This window comes from Streptomyces sp. cg40 (genome assembly GCF_050320165.1).
GTDB lineage: Bacteria > Actinomycetota > Actinomycetes > Streptomycetales > Streptomycetaceae > Streptomyces > Streptomyces hokutonensis.
In genome coordinates, this window is record NZ_CP190128.1 from 3,175,836 (window position 1) to 3,196,801 (window position 20,966).

The 20,966-nt window shown below is 70.3% G+C and carries 19 protein-coding genes; 8 read left to right on the top strand and 11 right to left on the bottom strand.

Annotation, left to right across the window (positions count from 1 at the left end):
* Positions 1 to 39 precede the first annotated feature (39 nt).
* From hflX to miaA, 6 genes are all read right to left on the bottom strand, one after another.
* Entirely contained in the window at positions 40 to 1,533 is a 1,494-nt protein-coding gene (gene hflX, locus ACQHII_RS13775) for a GTPase HflX (protein WP_427919589.1), read from the bottom strand.
* A gap of 140 nt (positions 1,534 to 1,673) precedes the next feature.
* Complete coding sequence (locus tag ACQHII_RS13780) at positions 1,674 to 3,161, bottom strand: M1 family metallopeptidase (RefSeq protein WP_427919590.1); 1,488 nt, start codon at positions 3,159 to 3,161, stop codon at positions 1,674 to 1,676.
* 147 nt (positions 3,162 to 3,308) lie between these two features.
* On the bottom strand, positions 3,309 to 5,450 hold the full coding sequence (locus tag ACQHII_RS13785; protein ID WP_427919591.1) for a RelA/SpoT family protein: 2,142 nt from the start codon (positions 5,448 to 5,450) through the stop codon (positions 3,309 to 3,311).
* A 285-nt stretch (positions 5,451 to 5,735) separates the two neighbouring features.
* Positions 5,736 to 6,605 carry a diaminopimelate epimerase gene (gene dapF / locus ACQHII_RS13790; RefSeq protein WP_427919592.1) on the bottom strand — a complete coding sequence of 290 codons (870 nt, stop codon included), beginning with the start codon at positions 6,603 to 6,605 and terminating at the stop codon, positions 5,736 to 5,738.
* Positions 6,606 to 6,709: 104 nt separating this feature from the next.
* Complete coding sequence (locus tag ACQHII_RS13795; RefSeq protein ID WP_427925302.1) at positions 6,710 to 7,210, bottom strand: hypothetical protein; 501 nt, start codon at positions 7,208 to 7,210, stop codon at positions 6,710 to 6,712.
* A gap of 108 nt (positions 7,211 to 7,318) precedes the next feature.
* Positions 7,319 to 8,257, bottom strand: coding sequence for a tRNA (adenosine(37)-N6)-dimethylallyltransferase MiaA (miaA, locus tag ACQHII_RS13800; protein WP_427919593.1), 939 nt, complete (start codon positions 8,255 to 8,257; stop codon positions 7,319 to 7,321).
* 182 nt (positions 8,258 to 8,439) lie between these two features.
* On the opposite strand from miaA, the gene ACQHII_RS13805 reads away from it, so the two are divergent.
* A complete protein-coding gene (locus ACQHII_RS13805; protein WP_427919594.1) occupies positions 8,440 to 8,709 on the top strand; it encodes a hypothetical protein in 270 nt (89 codons plus the stop codon).
* 23 nt (positions 8,710 to 8,732) lie between these two features.
* Positions 8,733 to 9,023: an antitoxin gene (locus ACQHII_RS13810; protein WP_427919595.1), complete on the top strand. Its 291-nt coding sequence runs from the start codon at positions 8,733 to 8,735 to the stop codon at positions 9,021 to 9,023.
* Positions 9,024 to 9,228: 205 nt separating this feature from the next.
* Here ACQHII_RS13810 and ACQHII_RS13815 read toward each other — a convergent pair whose 3' ends face one another.
* The 3 genes from ACQHII_RS13815 to ACQHII_RS13825 all read right to left on the bottom strand — a co-directional run bounded on the left by ACQHII_RS13815 (position 9,229) and on the right by ACQHII_RS13825 (position 12,075).
* The gene (locus ACQHII_RS13815; protein WP_427919596.1) at positions 9,229 to 9,942 is read right to left on the bottom strand and encodes a class III extradiol dioxygenase subunit B-like domain-containing protein; all 714 of its coding nucleotides are present in this window, start codon (positions 9,940 to 9,942) and stop codon (positions 9,229 to 9,231) included.
* Positions 9,943 to 10,068: 126 nt separating this feature from the next.
* The gene (gene miaB, locus ACQHII_RS13820) at positions 10,069 to 11,586 is read right to left on the bottom strand and encodes a tRNA (N6-isopentenyl adenosine(37)-C2)-methylthiotransferase MiaB (RefSeq protein ID WP_427919597.1); all 1,518 of its coding nucleotides are present in this window, start codon (positions 11,584 to 11,586) and stop codon (positions 10,069 to 10,071) included.
* A gap of 63 nt (positions 11,587 to 11,649) precedes the next feature.
* Positions 11,650 to 12,075: a MazG nucleotide pyrophosphohydrolase domain-containing protein gene (locus tag ACQHII_RS13825; protein ID WP_427919598.1), complete on the bottom strand. Its 426-nt coding sequence runs from the start codon at positions 12,073 to 12,075 to the stop codon at positions 11,650 to 11,652.
* An 88-nt stretch (positions 12,076 to 12,163) separates the two neighbouring features.
* On the opposite strand from ACQHII_RS13825, the gene ACQHII_RS13830 reads away from it, so the two are divergent.
* Positions 12,164 to 13,162, top strand: a complete 999-nt coding sequence (locus tag ACQHII_RS13830; RefSeq protein ID WP_427919599.1) for a TAXI family TRAP transporter solute-binding subunit — start codon at positions 12,164 to 12,166, stop codon at positions 13,160 to 13,162.
* 64 nt (positions 13,163 to 13,226) lie between these two features.
* Here the strand turns inward: ACQHII_RS13830 and ACQHII_RS13835 are convergent, their stop codons facing one another.
* Positions 13,227 to 14,639, bottom strand: coding sequence for an ATP-binding protein (locus tag ACQHII_RS13835; RefSeq protein ID WP_427919600.1), 1,413 nt, complete (start codon positions 14,637 to 14,639; stop codon positions 13,227 to 13,229).
* A 9-nt stretch (positions 14,640 to 14,648) separates the two neighbouring features.
* Complete coding sequence (locus ACQHII_RS13840; protein ID WP_427919601.1) at positions 14,649 to 15,335, bottom strand: response regulator transcription factor; 687 nt, start codon at positions 15,333 to 15,335, stop codon at positions 14,649 to 14,651.
* Between the two features lie 288 nt (positions 15,336 to 15,623).
* Between ACQHII_RS13840 and ACQHII_RS13845 the strand changes: the two genes are divergently transcribed.
* The 5 genes from ACQHII_RS13845 (at position 15,624) to ACQHII_RS13865 (ending at position 20,838) form a co-directional block, all read left to right on the top strand.
* A complete protein-coding gene (locus ACQHII_RS13845) occupies positions 15,624 to 16,400 on the top strand; it encodes an amino acid ABC transporter ATP-binding protein (protein WP_427919602.1) in 777 nt (258 codons plus the stop codon).
* 199 nt (positions 16,401 to 16,599) lie between these two features.
* On the top strand, positions 16,600 to 17,442 hold the full coding sequence (locus tag ACQHII_RS13850; protein WP_427919603.1) for a glutamate ABC transporter substrate-binding protein: 843 nt from the start codon (positions 16,600 to 16,602) through the stop codon (positions 17,440 to 17,442).
* Between the two features lie 51 nt (positions 17,443 to 17,493).
* Positions 17,494 to 18,162 carry an amino acid ABC transporter permease gene (locus ACQHII_RS13855; protein ID WP_427919604.1) on the top strand — a complete coding sequence of 223 codons (669 nt, stop codon included), beginning with the start codon at positions 17,494 to 17,496 and terminating at the stop codon, positions 18,160 to 18,162.
* Positions 18,159 to 19,067 (top strand): amino acid ABC transporter permease, encoded by a 909-nt coding sequence (locus tag ACQHII_RS13860; protein ID WP_427919605.1) that lies wholly within the window; start codon positions 18,159 to 18,161, stop codon positions 19,065 to 19,067. The genes ACQHII_RS13855 and ACQHII_RS13860 overlap by 4 nt, the downstream gene beginning before the upstream one ends.
* Positions 19,068 to 19,242: 175 nt before the next feature.
* On the top strand, positions 19,243 to 20,838 hold the full coding sequence (locus ACQHII_RS13865) for an FAD-dependent monooxygenase (protein WP_427919606.1): 1,596 nt from the start codon (positions 19,243 to 19,245) through the stop codon (positions 20,836 to 20,838).
* Positions 20,839 to 20,966 lie beyond the last annotated feature (128 nt).

Here is a 20,966-nt window from a genome sequence, read left to right on the forward strand (position 1 = left end):
GATCCGGGGCGAGCCTCAGGACGTACTGCGCTACGGCCGTCAGGCCAGCGGTGCCGGGACGTACGGCGCGAACTCCGCCGCGAGTTCCTCGTGCACCCGCACCTTGAGCAGGGTGCCCTCCGGGGTGTGCTCCTCGGAGATCACCTCGCCCTCGGAGTGGGCGCGGGCGACCAGCTTGCCGTGGGTGTACGGCACGAGCGCCTCGATCTCGACCGAGGGGCGCGGCAGCTCGTTGTCGATGAGCGCGAGCAGTTCCTCGATGCCCTGACCGGTGCGGGCCGAGACGGCGATGGACCGCTTCTCGTTCCGCATCAGCCGCTGGAGCGTCAGCGGGTCCGCCGCGTCCGCCTTGTTGATGATCACGATCTCGGGCACCTTGGTGGCGCCGACATCCCGGATCACCTCGCGCACGGCGGCCAGCTGCTCCTCCGGGACCGGGTGCGAACCGTCCACCACGTGCAGGATCAGATCGGCGTCGCCGACCTCCTCCATCGTGGAGCGGAAGGCCTCGACCAGGTGGTGCGGCAGGTGCCGGACGAATCCGACGGTGTCGACCAGCGTGTACAGCCGCCCGCCCGGGGTCTGGGCCCGGCGCACGGTCGGGTCGAGGGTCGCGAACAGCGCGTTCTCGACCAGCACGCCCGCGCCCGTGAGGCGGTTGAGCAGGGACGACTTGCCGGCGTTGGTGTAGCCGGCGATCGCGACCGAGGGCACCTTGTGGCGACGGCGCTCCTGGCGCTTGATGTCGCGGCCTGTCTTCATGTCCGCGATCTCCCGGCGCATCTTCGCCATCTTCTCGCGGATACGACGCCGGTCCGTCTCGATCTTGGTCTCACCGGGACCGCGGGTGGCGAGGCCGCCGCCCGAGCCGCCGCCCATCTGACGGGACAGCGACTGGCCCCAGCCACGGAGCCTCGGCAGCATGTACTGCATCTGCGCGAGCGCGACCTGCGCCTTGCCCTCCCGGGACTTGGCGTGCTGGGCGAAGATGTCGAGGATCAGGGCCGTACGGTCGATGACCTTGACCTTGACGACGTCTTCGAGGTGGATCAGCTGGCCGGGGCTCAGCTCACCGTCGCAGATGACGGTGTCGGCGCCGGTCTCCAGGACGATGTCCCGCAGCTCGTTGGCCTTGCCGGAGCCGATGTACGTGGCCGCGTCCGGCTTGTCGCGGCGCTGGACGACGCCGTCGAGCACGAGCGCGCCCGCGGTCTCCGCGAGGGCGGCCAGCTCGGCGAGGGAGTTGTCCGCGTCCTGTGCCGTACCCGTGGTCCAGACGCCGACGAGTACGACGCGCTCCAGACGGAGCTGTCGGTACTCGACCTCGGTGACGTCCTCGAGTTCGGTGGAGAGGCCCGCGACGCGGCGCAGGGCCGCGCGCTCGGAGCGGTCGAACTGGTCGCCGTCCCGGTCTCCGTCGATCTCGTGGCTCCAGGCGACGTCCTCTTCCATCAGGGCATCGGCCCGAAGACCTTCGGGGTAGGTGTGCGCGAGGCGCTCAGTGTCCTGGGAAGGGGAAGAAGAGGAGGTCATTGGGTCCTTACGTCGAGAGGAGTGCTGCAAAGGTGACAACGTGCGAGTGCTCCCGGAGATTCCCGGTGACCGGAGATTCCGGGCGATCCGCGCCGCCGACCCGACGATGGTCGCACGGCACGGATCGCGCCGTCACGGCCTTATTTCACGGGTGCCTGCGACACCCAGTCCGGGTGACCCGGCATCGGCGGGGTCTTCGCGCCGTAGAGCCAGGCCTTGAAGAAGTCGCTCAGGTCGCGGCCGGAGATCGCCGAGGCGAGGTCCTCGAAGTCGGCGGTGGTGGCCGTGCCGTCCCGGTGAATGCTCACCCAGGTGCGCTCCAGGCGCTCGAAGGCGGGGCGGCCGATCTCCTGGCGCAGGGCGTAGAGGACGAGGGCGGCGCCGTCGTAGACGTTGGGGCGGAAGATGCTGATCTTCTGGCCGGGCGCGGGCGCCTTGGGGAGCGCGGGCGGTCCGCCGGCGGCGCGCCAGCCGTCGGAGGCGCCGTAAGCGGCCTTCATCCGCGTCTCCATGGGCTTGTTCGCCTTCTCCTCCGCGTACAGCTCCTCGTACCAGGTCGCGTGTCCCTCGTTGAGCCACAGATCGGACCAGGTGCGGGGGCTGACGCTGTCGCCGAACCACTGGTGCGACAGCTCGTGCACCATGATCGACTCGACGTACCACTTGGGGTAGGCGGGCTCGGTGAAGAGATCTCTCTCGAAGAGAGAGATCGTCTGGGTCTCGAGTTCGAAGCCGGTGGACGCGTCGGCCATGAGCAGGCCGTACGTCTCGAAGGGGTACCGGCCGACCTTGCTCTCCATCCAGGCGATCTGGTCGGGGGTCTTCTTGAGCCACGGTTCGAGCCGCTTGGCGTCCGCGGCGGGCACGACGTCGCGCATCGGCAGGTCGTGCGGCCCGGTGCGGTGCAGTACGGCTGAGCGGCCGATGGACACCTGGGCGAGTTCGGTGGCCATGGGGTGCTGGGTGCGGTACGTCCAGGTGGTGTTCGCGCCGACCTTGTCGACGCCGGCCGGCAGTCCGTTGGCGACGGCCGTGTAGGCGTTGGGCGCGGTGACCCTGATGGTGAACATCGCCTTGTCGGAGGGATGGTCGTTGCACGGGAACACCAGGTGCGCGGCATCGGCCTGGTTGGCCATCGCGAGCCCGTCCTTGGTGCGCACCCAGCCGCCGTCCTGGCCCTTGGCTGAGACGGGGTCGCTGGTGTGCCGCACGGTGATCCGCGTCCAACTGCCTTCGGAAAGCGGCTCCTTCGGGGTGACGACCAGGTCCTCGCCGGCGCTCTCGAAGGCGGCCGGCCGACCGTCGACCTCGACCGAGTCCACGGTGCCGTGCGCGAAGTCGAGGTTGATGCGGTCCAGGGACTCCGTGGTCCACGCGTCGATGGTGGTGACGGCCTGGAGCGGCTTGGTGTTGGTGCCGGGATAGGTGAAGGAGAGGTCGTACGACGCCACGTCGTAGCCCGGGTTGCCCAGGTCCGGGAAGAGGCGGTCCCCGACGCCGAGGGGCGTGGGCGGCGCGCCGGCGGCGACGAGGCAGACGGACGCGGCCGAGGCGAGCAGAGCCGCCTTCAGCCGTCGGGGAGCCCTGGTACCGGCCCCAGGGGTGGCGGTGCGGGGGGTGAGCAGCATGGACCACCGCTACCAGCGCACGCGTACCGTACGTCGACGACTCGCGCCCGGCCCACTCGAACGAGGTCTTCCGGGGGCCCACGGGGCGCCGGGCACGCCGGAGGCGCGCGCCCCGAGGAGACGCGGGGGCGCGGTCCTGGGCCGGGCTCAGAAGGCCGTCGTGTGGTGCTGCGCCCGGCTCACGTCGTAGACGCCCGGCACATTGCGCATCGCCCGCATGAGGGCCGGAAGGTGCGCCGCGTCCGGGAGTTGGAGGGTGTAGGTGTGGCGGACGCGCTGCTGGCTCGGGGGTTCGACCGTCGCCGAGACGATCTCGGCGCCCTCCAGAGCCATGGCCTCGGTGAGATCGGCCAGCAGATGGGGGCGGCCGAACGATTCGGCTACCAGCGTGACCCGGCACTCGGTGGTATCGCCCCAGCGCACACCCACCTCCGCGCGCCCCACGCTCTTCATGTGCGCCACCGCGCTGCACTCCACGCGGTGAACGGTCACGACCCCGCCGCGCACCGAGAATCCGGTGACCTCGTCGGGCGGTACGGGCGTGCAGCAGCCGGCGAGCCGTACGGTCGCGCCGGGCTGGTCGACGAGGGGGGTAGCGGGGTTGCTGGTGGGGGCGTCTTCGGCCGCAGGGGGCGTCGATCGGACGCTCTGCGCTCCCTCGTCCGCGTCGACGTCGGCGTCTGCTTCGTCGCCGCGCCCCGGGTGCGCCGCGAGCCAACGCTGGATGGCGATCCGGGCGGCGGGCGTGTGCGCGTGCTCCAGCCACTCCCTGGAGGGCTCGGAGGCCGGGTCCTGGCCCATGAGGGGCTGGACGGTGTCGCCGTCCCGCAGAACGGTGCTGAGGGTCGCCAGGCGGCCGTTGACGCGGGCGCCGATGCAGGCGTGGGCGTCCTCGCCGTACTGCGCGTACGCGGCGTCCACACAGGTCGCGCCGTCGGGCAGGCCCAGCGTGCCGCCGTCGGGCCGGAACACGGTGATCTCGCGGTCCTGTGCGAGGTCCTCGCGGAGCGTCGACCAGAAGGTGTCGGGGTCGGGCGCGCCCTCCTGCCAGTCGAGGAGCCGGGAGAGCCAGCCGGGCCGGGTGGGGTCGGCGCGCTCCCCGTCGCTGGTGGCCTGCTGCTCCTCCGAAGGAGGAGCGTAGGGATTGCCGAGCGCGATGACGCCGGCCTCGGCGACCTTGTGCATCTGGTGGGTGCGGATGAGGACTTCGACGACCTGGCCGTCCGTGTGGGCGACGGCGGTGTGCAGCGACTGGTAGAGGTTGAACTTCGGTACGGCGATGAAGTCCTTGAACTCCGAGACGACGGGCTTCAGGCAGGTGTGCAGTTCGCCGAGGACGCCGTAACAGTCCGCGTCCTCGTTGACGAGCACCAGGAGGCGGCCGAAGTCGGCGCCGCGCAGCCTGCCGCGCTTGCGGGCGACGCGGTGCACCGAGACGAAGTGCCGTGGCCTGATGAGGACTTCGGCCTGGATGTCGGCGTCGCGCAGGACGGTGCGCACCTCGTCGGTGACCTCGGCGAGCGGGTCGTCCGCGCGGGAGGCGTTGTCGACGATCAACTCGCGTGTGTGGTCGTACTCCTCGGGGTGGAGGATCGCGAAGACCAGGTCTTCCAGTTCGGTCTTGAGCGCCTGGACGCCGAGCCGTTCGGCGAGCGGGATGAGGACGTCCCGGGTGACCTTGGCGATGCGGGCCTGCTTCTCGGGGCGCATCACGCCCAGGGTGCGCATGTTGTGCAGCCGGTCGGCGAGTTTGATCGACATCACGCGGACGTCGCTGCCGGTGGCGACGAGCATCTTGCGGAAGGTCTCGGGCTCGGCCGCGGCGCCGTAGTCGACCTTCTCCAACTTCGTCACACCGTCGACGAGATAGCGCACCTCGGCGCCGAACTCCTCACCGACCTGATCGAGCGTCACCTCCGTGTCCTCGACGGTGTCGTGGAGCAGAGAGGCCGTCAACGTCGTGGTCTCGGCACCGAGTTCGGCGAGGATCAGGGTCACGGCGAGGGGGTGCGTGATGTACGGCTCGCCGCTCTTGCGCATCTGGCCGCGGTGCGAGGACTCGGCCAGGACCCAGGCGCGGCGCAGCGGTTCGAGGTCGGCGTCGGGGTAATGGGCGCGATGCGCCTCGGCGACATGGCCGATGGCGTCGGGCAACCGGTCGCGCGCGGTGGGACCGAGCAGGGCGGCCCGGCCGAGCCGGCGCAGGTCGATCCGGGGGCGGGCCTTCCTGCGGGGCACTGTGTTGGTCACAGGGCCTGGGCTCGCAGGGTTCGTGGCCTCCGCACTCATGGGCACCTCCGGCTGCTTGACCGGCGGACGGGTGCCCCATGGCGGACTCGGCTCAGGGGATGGTGACGATCCCCCGTCCGGGCCGGTGCTTGATGCTACCGAGCCCACCACGTGCGACTGACCGCCTCTCGCCGAGCGTGAAACGGATCACCCATTCGAGCGAAGGTCGGGAGGTTTACGGTTTTGCGCCACACTCTCCCGGGTCGGCCGTGCTTTCCGGCCGACCCGGCCGCCGGAGACTTCGGATCAGGGCCTCCAGGGCGGCCGGGACCGCGAATCACCCGTTCAGCGGATGGCGTTTTCCAGCCACTCGGCATCGATCTCGCCCTCGGCGACGATCACCGCGGGACCGGTCATCTCGATCCGGCCGTCGGGCCACTCGGTGATCACCAGCGTTCCCCCGGGTACGTCGACGGTGTAGGTCGCCCGCGTTCCTGTGACGGCCGGGTCCGCGCCGTCGCGGCGGGCGGTGGCCACGGCGACCGCGCACGCGCCCGTGCCGCACGAGCGGGTCTCGCCCGCACCGCGCTCGTGCACGCGCATCGCCACATGGCCGGGGCCCCGGTCGACCACGAACTCGACGTTGACACCCTCCGGGTAGGCGCTTGCCGGGCCGAAGGGCGGCGGGGCGTACAGGTCACCGGCGTGCGCGAGGTCGTCGACGAAGGCGACCGCGTGCGGGTTGCCCATGTTCACGTTCCGCGCGGGCCAGCTGCGCTCGCCGACGCTCACTGTGACGTCCCCTTCGGGGAGGAGCGCCTTGCCCATGCCGACGGTGACATCGCCGTCCTTGGCGAGGTGGACGGTCTTGACTCCCCCGCGCGTGGCGACCGCGATGTCCCCTGCGGCCACATGTCCGGCGCGCTGGAGATAGCGCGCGAACACACGCACTCCGTTGCCACACATCTCGGAGACCGAGCCGTCGCCGTTGCGGTAGTCCATGAACCACTCAGCCTCGGCCGCCATGTCCCGCGCCTCGGGGTGCGCGGCGGACCGTACGACATGCAGCAGTCCGTCGCCGCCGATGCCCGCGCGGCGGTCGCACAGGGCGGCCACGGCGGCCGGAGGGAGGTCGATGACGTTCTCGGGGTCCGGGACGATCACGAAGTCGTTCTCGGTGCCGTGCCCCTTGAGGAAGGCGATCCGCGTGCTCATTCCTCGATCGTACGGGGTGGCTACGACATCCCGGCGAGCAGTTGTGACCGACCTCGACAGCCGACGCGACCGACTCCTACGACCGCCGCGGCCAGCCTCGGCGCCTAGCGGAGCCTGGCCACGCGCCACATGGCGAGCACCACGACCACGGCCACCACCAGCGCGTAGGCGACGACGACCCGCCAGTCCGGACGGCGCCCGGAACCGCGCTGCGGGAAGCCGGGCCAGGTGTGGCCGACGCGGCGGGCCGCGGTCATGCCCCAGCCGGCCGCGCAGGAGCAGATGAGCAGGCCCAGCATGGCGATCACGGCCCCGCTGTCACCGAAGTCGAAGGCGAGCGGGAAGGCGAACATCAGAGAGCCGACGGCGGCCAGGGCCACGATGGGGGCGAGCTGCCAGATACGCAGACGACGCTGCGGACGCAGCTCGACCTCGACCTCGGGTCCCGCGTACATCTCGTCGGGCCCGGGACCGTCGGCGGTCACGCCGCCCTGGATCTCGTCCGGGCCGTCCGGGCTCAGTCGGCCGTCGGCCTCTTCCGGTTCACCACGGTCCGCGGTGACCTGCTCAGCGCCTTCTGCGGTGTCGCGAGGGCCGGCCTCCATCGCCACGCGCCCTCCCAACTCGGACTCCACTTGGTCGATCGAAGCTCGATGATGGCACGCCCCTGGAGGCCGCAACGGCGGCCGGAGCGTCCCGATGCCATGACGTGATCAGGCTGTGACCGGTCGTTCGACCAACGCCAGTGCCAGGTGCGGAAGTTCTGTGAGATCGGCCGCAGCCCCACTCAACCAGTGCACCCGGGGATCGCGTCTGAACCACGAATCCTGGCGGCGCGCGAAGCGCTTGGTGGCCCGCACGGTCTCCGCGCGCGCCTCTTCTTCCGTGCACTCCCCCGCGAGCGCCGCGAGCACCTGCTGATAGCCGAGCGCGCGGGACGCGGTGACCCCCTCGCGCAGGCCCCGCGCCTCCAGCTCCCGCACCTCGTCGACGAGGCCCGCGCTCCACATCCGGTCGACGCGGCGCGCGATGCGCTCGTCGAGTTCGGGGCGGGCCACGTCGACGCCGATCTGGACGGTGTCGTAGACCGAGTCGTGGCCCGGGAGGTTGGCGGTGAAGGGCTTGCCGGTGATCTCGATGACCTCCAGGGCCCGGACGATACGGCGGCCGTTGCTGGGCAGGATCGCGCGCGCGGCCTCGGGGTCGGCGGCGGCCAGGCGGGCGTGCAGGGCGCCGGAGCCGCGCAGGGCGAGCTCCTCCTCCAGGCGGGCGCGGACCTCGGGGTCGGTGCCGGGGAACTCGAGGTTGTCGACGGCCCCGCGTACGTACAGCCCGGAGCCACCGACCAGGATCGGCCAGCGGCCCGCGGCGAGCAGGGCGTCGATGTGCTCGCGGGCGAGGCGCTGGTACTCGGCGACGGACGCCGTGACGGTCACGTCCCAGATGTCCAGGAGGTGGTGCGGGACGCCGCCGCGCTCCTCGAGCGTCAGCTTGGCGGTGCCGATGTCCATCCCTCGGTAGAGCTGCATGGAGTCGGCGTTGACGACCTCGCCACCTAGACGCTGGGCCAGGAAGACGCCCAGATCGGACTTTCCGGCCGCGGTCGGTCCGACGACGGCGATGACTCGGGGGGCGGGGGGTGCGCTGCTCACGTTCACAGTCTCCCAAACGCCCGACCCGGCCTCGAACGAGTTACGTGACGGCACCCCTGTGGGGTCGTTGCCCGTTGCGAGATGTCCCGCCGCCGTTTTCTGGAGGCGGCGCCCCGGGTGACGCAAACGGACGCACCGGGCTACGCGGGATTTCGCCCACACGAGTAACGTATGGAGTTGATATGGGAGTTTTTGACCGACTTCTTCGGAGGTCGAAGGCTACGGAGGACGCGTCGACCGCCGACACGCAGGCCGGCGCGGAGTCGGCCGAGGACCTCACGGCCGAAGCGCCGGGCGAGGTGTCGGAGACCGAGACGGGGGCAGACGCCCAGGAAGCGGCGAAGACGACGGCGACGGAGGCCGTCGGGGCCGCGGAGGGCGTCGAGATCCCCAGGCAGCAGTCCGCCGAAGAGGCCGCCGACAACGAGGCCGGTGAAGGCGCTCGCACGTAACCGCCCCGCGTGGAAGGTGAACCATGGGTCTGATGGACAGTTTGAAGGCCAGACTCGCCCCGGCGAAGGACAAGGTCTCGGGCCTCGCGCAGCAGCACGGAGGCAAGATCGAGAGCGGCCTCGACAAGGCCGCGAAGATGGTCGACGAGAAGACCAAGGGCAAGTACAGCGACAAGATCCAGACGGGCACGGGCAAGGCCAAGGACGCCATGGACCGACTCGCGCACAAGGACGGCACAGGGAGCGCGGGAAGCACGGGGACGGAGCACGGCGGCACGACCGCGCCGCCGGACTCTCCCCCGCCGGCCGGCTGACCGGCACCGCACATCGATCGGCGGACGGCCGCGGAGCACTCGGCTCCCGGCCGTCCGCCGTTTCACGGCTGAGCCGTGTTCACGGCGGGCTTCGCGGCTACGGCGCTTTCACGACGACGTGCACAGCTGGACCACGTGCACGGCTGCACTGTGTCGTCCTCCGCACCGCGTTCCCTGCCCCGCCACGCTCACGGCCGCACCGCGTCTACGACCAGGCCGCGACCACGTATCCGACGCCGTACGGCGCGTCCTCGTACAGCAGCGCGCCGCCGAGGTCAGCGCCCTCCGCCGCGCCCGCGAGGACCTGCCAGGGGGCGCGGCCGGAGGCCTTCAGCTCGTACGCCAGCTCGGCGTCCAGCGCCTTGAGGGCCGGGACGTCCGCCGCTCCCAGCGCTCGCGCCACCTCGGCGTCGAAGGGTGCCGCGCGCTCGTCGAGATAGCCGGGTGCCTTCAGCGTCCGGCACGCGCTGGCGTCGCCCATCACCAGCAGCGCGACCCGCTCGGCCTGCGCGACGATGTCCCTCCCGACTTCGATACACCGCTCGGCCGCGAGAGGTTCCCCCACGCCGAGTCCCTCGATCGGGGCGTCGGACCAGCCGGTCCGCTCCAGCAGCCACGCGGCGACGGCGAGCGAGGGCGGAAGTACCCGCTCCGACACGGCGGCACCGTCCCTCCCGAGGCGTACGTCGAGGTCCACTCCGAAGCCGCGGAACGATCCCCGGGTGCCTTCCGGATGCGGCCCGCGCCCGCTCTGCTCGGCCGGTCCGACGACCACCAGACGGTCGGGCCGGGCGGCGGCGAGCACCCCGAGCGCGTCGGTGCACGCGGCACGCGCGGCGTCCATCTCGGAGGCGGCACCGGCGGCGACGTCGGGGACGAGAAGCGGAGGGCAGGGGCAGACCGCGGCGGCTACGAGCATGGCCGGAACACTAACAAGGAGCACCGCCGGTCCAGCCGGCCACGCCGTCCGGCGTCTGAACATCCGAGCGGCGCGGGAAGTCTCGCCCGCGCCTCAGCCCCTCGCCGGCGACGTGCAACCGCCCCCTCAGTCGCAGCCGCAGCCACTCCCCGTGGCGACCGGCAGCGGCGCGGGGGCGCCGATCTTCGGCAGGCCCAGCATCACACCGGCCGGCTTGGCGGTCTCGGCCGCGTTGCGCTTCTCCCAGGCGTCGCCCGCGCGCGTGGGACGCACGTCAAGAGTGGGGCCCTCGGCGAGGAGGTGGTGCGGGGCGGCGTAGGTGATCTCGACCGTCACCACGTCACCGGGGCGAACCTCCTGGTCCGGCTTGGTGAAGTGGACGAGGCGGTTGTCGGGGGCGCGTCCGGAGAGGCGGTGGGTGGCGCCGTCCTTGCGGCCCTCACCCTCGGCGACCATCAGCTCCAGGGTGCGGCCGACCTGCTTCTTGTTCTCGTCCCATGAGATCTCCTCCTGGAGTGCCACGAGACGCATGTAGCGCTCCTGGACGACCTCCTTGGGGATCTGGTTCTCCATGGTCGCGGCCGGGGTGCCGGGCCGCTTGGAGTACTGGAACGTAAACGCTTGCGCGAAGCGTGCCTCACGGACCGCGTGCATCGTCTGCTCGAAGTCCTCCTCGGTCTCCCCGGGGAAGCCGACGATGATGTCGGTGGTGATGGCGGCGTGCGGGATGGCCGCGCGCACCTTCTCGATGATCCCCAGGTACCGCTCCTGGCGGTAGGACCGGCGCATCGCCTTCAGGATCGGGTCGGAACCGGACTGCATCGGCATGTGCAGCTGCGGCATCACGTTCGGCGTCTCGGCCATCGCCGCGATGACGTCGTCGGTGAAGTCGCGCGGGTGCGGAGAGGTGAAGCGGACGCGCTCCAGGCCGTCGATGGTCCCGCAGGCCCGCAGCAGCTTGCTGAAGGCCTCGCGGTCGCCGATGTCGGAGCCGTACGCGTTGACGTTCTGGCCGAGCAGGGTGATCTCGGAGACGCCCTCGCCGACCAGGGCCTCGATCTCGGCGAGGATGTCGCCGGTGCGGCGGTCCTTCTCCTTGCCGCGCAGCGCCGGGACGATGCAGAAGGTGCATGTGTTGTTGCAGCCGACGGAGATCGACACCCAGGCCGCGTAGGCGCTCTCGCGCCGGGTCGGCAGCGTCGAGGGGAAGGCCTCCAGGGACTCCGCGATCTCGACCTGCGCCTCTTCCTGGACGCGTGCGCGTTCCAGCAGGACGGGCAGCTTGCCGATGTTGTGCGTGCCGAAGACGACGTCCACCCAGGGCGCCTTCTTCACGATGGTGTCGCGGTCCTTCTGGGCGAGGCAGCCGCCGACGGCGATCTGCATCCCGGGGCGCCTGGTCTTCATCGGGGCGAGGCGGCCGAGGTTGCCGTAGAGCCGGTTGTCGGCGTTCTCGCGGACGGCGCAGGTGTTGAAGACGACGACGTCGGCGTCGCCGTCCGAACCCTCGGGGGCGCGCACGTAACCGGCCCCCTCCAGGAGCCCGGAGAGCCGCTCGGAATCGTGGACGTTCATCTGGCACCCGTAGGTGCGCACTTCGTACGTTTTGACGTCCACTGCCTCGCTCCGGTCACCGCTGCTCATGCGACAAGGGTAGGCGGTGCCGGGAGTGACTCCTTCTGCGGCTGAGAACCGCCGTGGCTCACGTCACTCGGAGCCACGGCCGGAATCCGGAGTTCCGCCGCTCCATCCCTGCTTGCGCAGCACCCCGTGCACATCCGGCACCTCGTAGTGCTCGCCCTTGAGGACCTTGCCGTCGGCCCGGCGGGCGATCTGGCCGTCCGGGCCGATCTTGGTCATGTTGGAGCGGTGGACCTCGGCGATCACCGCGTCGAGGTCCACGCCGTGCACGAGGGCCGTGCCGTAGGCGACGTAGACGACGTCGGCCAGTTCGTGCGCCAGTCGGTCGAGGGGACCGCTCACCGAGACCTCGGCGACCTCCGCGGCCTCCTCGGCGAGCAGCTCGCCGCGGTGGGCGGCGAGGGCGGGGGCGACCTCGGTGGGTGTGGTGCGGGCGTCGAGTCCGAAGGCGAGGTGGAATTCGCGGACCAGGTCGGCGGGCGAAGAACTCATGCCAAGACCCTAACGGCCGCCACTGACACCACCGGCCCGCGAGCCCGGCCCTGGTCAGTACCGCTCAAGGGCTGGCAGGATCGCGCGCATGCTCAAGGTGTTCTCCCGTATCAGCAGGCGCCGGGCCCTGACGGGCGCGGCGGCCGGTTTCGTCGCGTTCGGGCTGCTGCTGTGGTGGCTGCTGCCCCTGGGCGACGAGCCGCCGACCGGGACGATCACCTTCAGCACCGGGACACCGCTCGGGGTCTACCAGGAGTACGGCAAGCTGCTGCGGGCCGAGCTCGACAAGGACATGCCGGGCCTGAAGGTGAAGCTGGTGAACAGCGCCGGGTCGCAGGAGAACGTCGCGCGCGTGGCGACCGGTCACGCCGACTTCACCATCGCCGCGGCCGACGCGGTGGAGACGTACGAGGCGGACGGCAAGCCCGGTGCCGCCGGGCTGCGCGGGATCGCGCGGCTGTACGACGACTACGTCCAGCTCATCGTCCCGCGCGACTCGGACATCAACTCGGTCGCCGATCTGCGGAACAAGCGGGTGGCCATAGGGCCGGACCGCTCTGGCGTGCGACTGATCGCGAACCGGGTGCTCGCGGCGGCCGGCATCGACCCGAAGAAGGGCGTCAAGCCGGTGGCGGCCGGCATCGACACCGGACCGGACCTGCTCAAGAAGGGCAAGCTCGACGCGTTCTTCTGGTCCGGCGGACTGCCGACCGACGGCCTGAAGGACCTGGCCGCCCACTACGCGTTCCGGTTCGTGCCGATCGAGGCCTCCCTCGTGGCGAAGATGCACGAGCAGGGCGACGCCACCCGCTACTACCGCGCCACCAACATGCCGGAGTCGGCCTACCCCGACATCCAGCGGGGGTCCACGGTGCCCACCATCGCCGTCTCCAACCTGCTGATGACCCGCAAGGACCTGAATCCCAGGCTCACGGAGTGGATCACCAAGACCGTGATCAAGAGCCGGGACGGCATCGGCGCGCATGTGCACTCCGCGCAGCTCGTGGACCTGCGCACGGCGATCTACACCGACCCCCTGGTCCTGCACGAGGGTGCCCGGCGCTACTACCGCTCCGTCAAACCGTAGGCGCACAACGGCCGTTGACGCCCTCTCGGGCCGTGGACGCACCAGGAGGCCCTCTGGCGCCCGTTCAGGCCGTAGGCCCGCTCCTGGGCACCGACACGGTCACCTTGAGGCCGTGCGGCTCGTGATGGTCGTACGCCAGTGAGCCGCCGCCCGCGGCCAGCAGGACCTGGGAGATGGACAGGCCGAGGCCGGAGCCCTTGATGTTCTGGTGCCTGCCGCTGCGCCAGAAGCGGTCGCCGACGCGGGCGAGTTCCTCCTCGGTGAGGCCCGGGCCCTGGTCCGTGACGACGACCGTGGAGGTCTCGCCGTTCGACGCGACCGTCACCTCGACGCACTGGTCCTCGGGCGTGAACTTCACCGCGTTGTCGATCACCGCGTCCAGGGCGCTGGACAGCGTGACCGGGTCGGCCCAGGCGGTGGTCGGCGGACAACTGCCCACCAGGCGCACGCCCTTGGCCTCTGCGGTCGGTGACCAGGCGGCGACGCGCTCGGCGGTCAGCGCGCCGATGTCGGTGATCCTGAGGTCCGCTTCCGCGTGCTCGGCCAGGGCCAGGTCGAGCAGGTCGTCCAGGACCTGGGTCAGGCGTTTGCCCTCGGTGCGGACCGAGGCGATCTCGTCGTTGTCCTCCGGCAGTTCGAGCGCGAGCAATTCGATGCGCAGCAGCAGCGCCGAGAGCGGGTTGCGCAGCTGGTGCGAGGCGTCGGCGACGAAGGCGCGCTGCTGCTCCAGCACGTCCTCGACGTTGTCCGCCATCTCGTTGAACGATCGGGCCAGGCGCTGGAGTTCCGGCGGTCCGCCGGCCGCTGCGACCCGTGACTTGAGGCGTCCGGTGGCGATGTCGTGGGTGGTGGCGTCGAGTACGCGTACGGGCCGCAGGACCCAGCCGGTCAGCCGCAGGGCCGCGCCGACGGCCAGCAGCATGGCGCCGATCTCGCCCGCGCCGATCGTCAGCCAGCCGCGCAGGGTCCGTGAACGCATCGGCCCGGTGGGCGAGTCGGTGACCACGACCGCTATGACGTCGCCGTCGCGGATGACCGGCGAGGCGACGACCAGGCGGTGGCGCTGCCAGGGCCAGACCTGTTCCGGGTCGTGGCTGCGGCGGCTGAGCAGGGCCTCGTCGAAGGCGTCGCGGACCTCGCCGGTCTTGGGGAGCAGGAAGTCGTCTGGCGCGTTCGCCATGGAGGTGTCGGTGCGGTAGAAGACGCCCGCGCGGATGCCGTAGACCTCGTAGTAGCTGGCGAGTTCGCGGTCCAGGGTCTGCTGGCGTTCGTCCGGGACCATGTCGGCGGGGCGGCTGCCCGTGGGCGCGTCGGTGACGAACTGGGCGAGCGCCGCGAACCGCGCGGTGTCGTCGATACGGTCGACGATCACCTTCTGCTGCTGGGCAGCGGCGACGCTGATGGCGAGCGGGACGCCCAGGGCGAGCAGAACGGCCGCCATCAGGACGATGAGCAGCGGGAGAAGACGTGTGCGCACCCGTGCCCGCTACGTGGCCGGGGCGACGAGCCGGTAGCCGACGCCTCGTACGGTCTCGATCAGCGCGGGCATCCGCAGTTTGGCGCGCAGGGACGCGACATGCACCTCCAGGGTGCGTCCCGTGCCCTCCCAACTGGTGCGCCACACCTCGCTGATGATCTGCTCCCGCCGGAAGACCACCCCGGGACGCTGCGCCAGCAGGGCCAGCAGGTCGAACTCCTTGCGGGTCAGCTGGACGACCGAACCGTCCACGCTGACCTGGCGGGTGGGCAGTTCGATGCGCACCGGGCCGAGCCGCAGCGCGGTGTCGCCGCCCGCGGTCGCGTCCTCGTGGACACTGCGCCGGCTGACGGCGTGGATGCGGGCCAGCAGCTCCCCGGTGTCGTAGGGCTTCACCACGTAGTCGTCGGCTCCGAGGTTGAGGCCGTGGATGCGGGAGCGGACGTCGGACCGCGCGGTCACCATGATCACCGGGGTGCTGGTGCGCTTGCGGATCTTGCCGCAGACCTCGTAGCCGTCCTGGTCGGGCAGGCCGAGGTCGAGGAGGACGACTCCGAAGACGTCGCCCTCGGGGACGAGGGCCTGAAGGGCCTCCTCGCCGCTGCGGGCATGGGTGACGTCGAAGCCGTGCCGCGCCAGGACCGCGGACAGAGCGGCGGCGACATGGTTGTCGTCCTCGACGAGGAGCAGTCTCATCCCGGCCCCCTCCGGTTCATCGTTCGTATGGTCTCGGCCTGTACGAAAGCACGTCTCACGCGCGCGTGCACCCAGGCAGTCACGCTGATGGACGAAGACGCCGTCAAGGGGGTTCCGGTTGCGGACGGTTTCCGTTACGCAGCCGGTACGCGGCCTTACGGCAAGTGCTACAACACGTGTCCGATTGCTATCCGATCGTGATGCTCAGATCTCGCTCAGATGTGATGACGCTGGTCGTAAGGCCTCACTACTGTCCTCCGCAACCGACGAGGACGGAGCCAGCAAGCGATGACCAAGGTATCGGTGGCCAAGGAAGACGCGGTCCCGGCGGGCGAACTGGTCGTCCTGAAGAGCGTCAACAAGCACTTCGGCGCGTTGCACGTACTCCAGGACATCGATCTGTCGATCGCCCGCGGTGAGGTCGTCGTGGTGATCGGCCCCTCCGGGTCCGGAAAGTCCACGCTGTGCCGCACCATCAACCGCCTGGAGACGATCGATTCGGGTGCCATCGCGATCGACGGCAAGCCCTTGCCCCAGGAGGGCAGGGAACTGGCCCGGCTGCGTGCCGACGTCGGGATGGTCTTCCAGTCCTTCAACCTCTTCGCGCACAAGACGGTGCTCGAGAACGTGATGCTGGGCCAGGTCAAGGTCCGCGGGGCCGACAAGAAGCAGGCCGAGGAGAAGGCCCGGGCCCTGCTCGACCGGGTCGGCGTGGCCACCCAGGCGGACAAGTACCCGGCGCAGCTGTCCGGCGGCCAGCAACAGCGTGTCGCCATCGCGCGGGCACTGGCCATGGACCCCAAGGTGATGCTCTTCGACGAGCCCACCTCGGCGCTCGACCCGGAGATGATCAACGAGGTCCTCGAGGTCATGCAGCAGCTGGCCCGGGACGGGATGACGATGATCGTCGTCACCCATGAGATGGGCTTCGCGCGCTCGGCGGCCAACCGCGTGGTGTTCATGGCCGACGGCCGCATCGTCGAAGAGGCCGTGCCCGACCAGTTCTTCAGCAACCCGCGAAGCGACCGGGCCAAGGACTTCCTGTCGAAGATCCTGCACCACTGACGACCACCCCGGAACGCCCAAGAGCCCCGAAGAACAGCGACAGAACCCCAGAACACCGCAGAACGGCGACAGCCGGCCGCTGACGACCCGTCGACGACGGGTGGCTGCCGACTGCCGCCGGTGATCCCGCACGCCCTCAGAGCCACCGCCACGCGCCCTGACGGGCCCTCATGTCACCACCAGCCAAAGGACGTTCATCATGAAGCTTCGCAAGGTCACCGCCGTCGCAGCCACCGCGCTGGTCCTCTCGCTCGCCGCGACGGCCTGCGGGAGCAGCGACAAGAACGACTCCGGTTCGGATTCCAGCGGCGGCGGCAAGATCAAGGTCGGCATCAAGTTCGATCAGCCGGGCATCGGCCTGAAGCAGCCGGACGGGAGCTTCGCCGGCTTCGACGTGGACGTGGCGACCTATGTGGCCGGGCAGCTCGGCTACAAGCCCGCCCAGATCGAGTGGGTCGAGACCAAGAGCGCCGACCGCGAGAACGCCCTGGCGCGCGGTGACGTCAAGTTCATCGCGGCCTCGTACTCCATCAACGACGAGCGCAAGCAGAAGGTCGACTTCGCCGGCCCCTACCTGCTGGCCCACCAGGACCTGCTGGTCAAGAAGGACTCGACGATCGCCAAGGGCACGGACCTCAACGGCAAGAAGCTGTGTTCCGTGACCGGCTCGACCTCGGCGCAGAACATCCACGACACGATCGCCCCGAAGGCCAACCTCCGTGAGTACAGCGGCTACTCGGAGTGCATCGCGGGCCTGCAGAGCGGCGCCGTGGACGCGGTGACCACCGACGACTCGATCCTCGCGGGCTTCGCCTCGCAGGACAAGTACAAGGGTCAGTTCAAGCTCGCCGGCCTCAAGCTCAGCAACGAGAACTACGGCATCGGTGTCAAGAAGGGCGACTCCGCGACCGTCACCAAGATCAACACCGCGCTGGAGAAGATGGTCAGCAGCGGCGCCTGGCAGACGGCGGTCACCAAGAACTTCGGCCCGGCCGGGTACAAGAACGAGCCCGCCCCGAAGATCGGCGTCATCGTCAAGTAACCCTGGAAATCGCCCGTAAGGCAGGCCCCATACCCGGAAGCGCGGGAGATCGTGTTCGACTTTCTTCAAGGTTATGACGTCCTAGGGGCGTTCTGGATGACGGTGAAACTCACCGTCATCTCCGCCCTCGGCTCCCTGGTCTGGGGCACTCTGCTGGCCGGAATGCGGGTCAGCCCCGTCCCCCTGATGCGTGGCTTCGCCACCTTCTACGTCAACACCGTCCGGAACATCCCCCTGACGGTCATCATCGTCTTCACCTCGCTCGGCCTCGCCGACATCTTCGGCGTGACGATGGGTGCGTCCGACGACTTCAAGGTGCAGGGTTTCCGACTCGCCCTGCTGGGTCTCGTCGCCTACCACGCGGCCTTCGTCTGCGAGGCGGTGCGCTCCGGCATCAACACCGTGCCCGTCGGACAGGCCGAGGCGGCCCGCGCCATCGGGCTGAGCTTCAGTCAGGTGCTGCGGATCGTCATCCTTCCGCAGGCGTTCCGCGCGGTCATCGCACCGCTGGCCAACGTTCTGATCGCGCTGACCAAGAACACCACGGTGGCCGCCGCGATCGGCGTCGCCGAGGCGGCCAGCCTGATGAAGTCGATGATCGAGAACGAGGCCCAGACGGTCGCCGTCGGCGCGGTCTTCGCGTTCGGCTTCGTGGTACTGACCCTGCCCACCGGCCTCTTCCTCGGCTGGCTGGGCAAGCGAATGGCGGTGAAGCGATGACCTCCGTCCTCTACGACGCGCCCGGCCCTCGCGCCAAGCGGCGCAACGTGCTCCTGACCGTCGTCTTCGTCGTCCTGCTCGCCGCGTTCCTGTGGTGGATCTGGCGGACGATGGACGACAAGGGCCAGCTGAAGTGGTCCCTGTGGCAGCCGTTCACCACCTCGGACGCCTGGACGACGTATCTGCTGCCGGGCCTCTCCGACACCCTGAAGGCCGCCGGACTCGCCATGGTGATCGCCCTTCCCCTGGGCGCGTTCTTCGGGATCGCCCGGATGTCCGACCACAGGTGGATACGCGTCCCGGCCGGAGTGGTGGTCGAGTTCTTCCGCTCGATCCCGGTCCTGCTGCTGATGCTGTTCGCGAACGAGTTCTACGTCCGCTCCACGAATGTGGGCAGCGAGGACCGGCCCCTCTACGCCGTCGTCACCGGACTGGTGCTCTACAACGCATCGGTGCTCGCCGAGATCGTCCGGGCGGGCATCCTGTCCCTTCCCAAGGGGCAGACGGAGGCCGCGTACGCGATCGGTCTGCGCAAGGGCCAGACGATGACGAGCATCCTGCTCCCGCAGTCCGTCACCGCCATGCTGCCGGCCATCGTCAGCCAGCTCGTGGTCATCGTGAAGGACACCGCGCTGGGCGGGGTGATGCTGGGCTTCACCGAGCTGCTCAACGCGCGCAGTACGCTGGCGGCCAACTACGCCAATGTGGTGGCCAGTTTCATCGTCGTCGGGATCATCTACATCCTGCTGAACCTCGCTCTCACCACCTTCGCGAGCTGGCTGGAGCGCAGGCTGCGGCGCAGCAAGAAGAGCACGGGTGCGACTGTCGCCCTCGAAGACGCCACCGGGCTCAACCCCGCGCAGGTGACGGGCGGCTTCGGGACCGGCGCGGGCGGCACGATCTGATGATCGGTCACATGTCATGAACGACACGGAGGCAGTGGCGTGATCGCCACTGCCTCCGTCACTTGACGCAAGCACCGGCAATGGGTTGCATACGTTCTGTGATCGTGCACCCTGCTCCAACTTCCTGTTCACATGCGTCCCTGAGGACACCGTCACGGGCAGGGGGCGCCGCACCGTGGACCCGGTGATCATCGTCGGCGCGGGGCCCGTGGGGCTCACGCTCGCCCTGGCGCTGGCGCGGCAGGAAGTGCCCTCCGTCGTCCTCGACGAGGGCCCGGGCAAGGACGAACCGCGCCCCGCGCGGACCGTCGTCCTGCGCGAGGACACCGCGGCGCTGCTGGAGCGGCTGACCGGTGTTCCGCTCGCCAAGGCGGGTGCGCACTGGGCCGGATGGCGGTCGATGCGGCGCAAGCAGGTGATGCGCGAGATCACGTTCGACGACACCGAGCCCGCCCCCCTGCACATCGCCCAGCACGTACTGACCGGCGCCCTGCGCCAGGCCCTCGCGGGCGAGCGGCTGGTGAAACTCACGGTGGACAACCGCCTCGACGCGGTCGAACAGGAGCCCTCGGGCGTCACCGCCCACACCCGCGGCCCCAAGGGCACCTGGTGGCGCGGTAGTTACCTGGTCGGCTGCGACGGCCCGCGCTCCACCGTGCGCAAGCTCCTGGACATCCGCTTCCCCGGCCGTACGGCGGTGGAGCGACACGCCGTGGCCGCGCTGCGCACGGAACTTCCGTGGCCCGACCAGGCGTTGTTGCACCGGGTGCCGCCGTGGCGGACGTCCGGACCCTCGGCCGGGGAGGTCACCGGACGCCCCCTTCCGGACGGTGTGTGGCGCCTGGACTGGCTGCTGCCGCCGGGCAAGGACCTGGTCACGCCCGAGCTGCTGCTCACCCGTATCCGGGAGACCCTCGCGGGCTGGACCGAGGGGCCGACACCGCCGTACGAACTGCTCGACACCGGTGTGCACACCGTGCACCACCGGCTTGCGCGCAGGTGGCGGGTGGGGCGGGTGTTTCTCGCCGGGGACGCGGCGCATCTGCTGGGGGCGCTGGGCACGCAAGGGCTGGACGAGGGGCTGCGGGACGCCGACAACCTCGCCTGGAAGCTGGCGACGGCCTGGCACCACGGGCCGCACGAGGCGCTGCTCGACAGCTATCAGGCGGAGCGGCGGGCGGTCGTCGCGGCCCGGCTGCGCGCCGCCGACCAGGCGCTGCCGTTGGTGCGCGGCGGTGCGGGACTGCGCGCGGTCGTGCCCGGCTCGGCCCGCGGCCACGACTCGCTGCTCACGGACGGTCACTTGGGGCGCGGCCCGCTCGGTGCGCCGGGGGCGTACGCCGACTCACCGCTCACGCCCCGGCACATCGAGGGCGAGGTCGACGTCGACACTCCGCCCGGCGCTCCGGTCACCGATGTCCGGGTCACCGCGGAGGACGGCTCCTTCGTACGGCTGCGGGACCGCCTCGGGCGCGGTGCACTGCTCGTCGTACTGGTCGCACCGGGTACGGGCGTGTGGGAGCGCAAGCACTGGGTGACCGCCGGGGTCATGCCACGCCTGGCAGCGGCAGTGACGGCGCTGCCGCACCCTGCCGAGCTGCTGGTCGCCGAGAGCTACCCGGGCGCCGCCGCCCACACGGTCCTGCTCGTGCGGCCCGACGGGCACCTGGTGACCGCGCTGAGCGGGGTGCGGCCGGCCGATCTGTACGCGGCGGCCGAGGCGACCCTGGGCGGTCCGGCGAAGACGGAGGCCACGGCCGGCTCGCGCTGAGGCCTCCGTATCCGAACTGTCCACATAGTGACGCTGAGTTGACCGGCCTGCACCGTCGTGCTGTACTCCGGATCATGACCGACACCTCTGTCCACCTCTGGCGGAAGGTCCATCTGGACCTCGTCCGC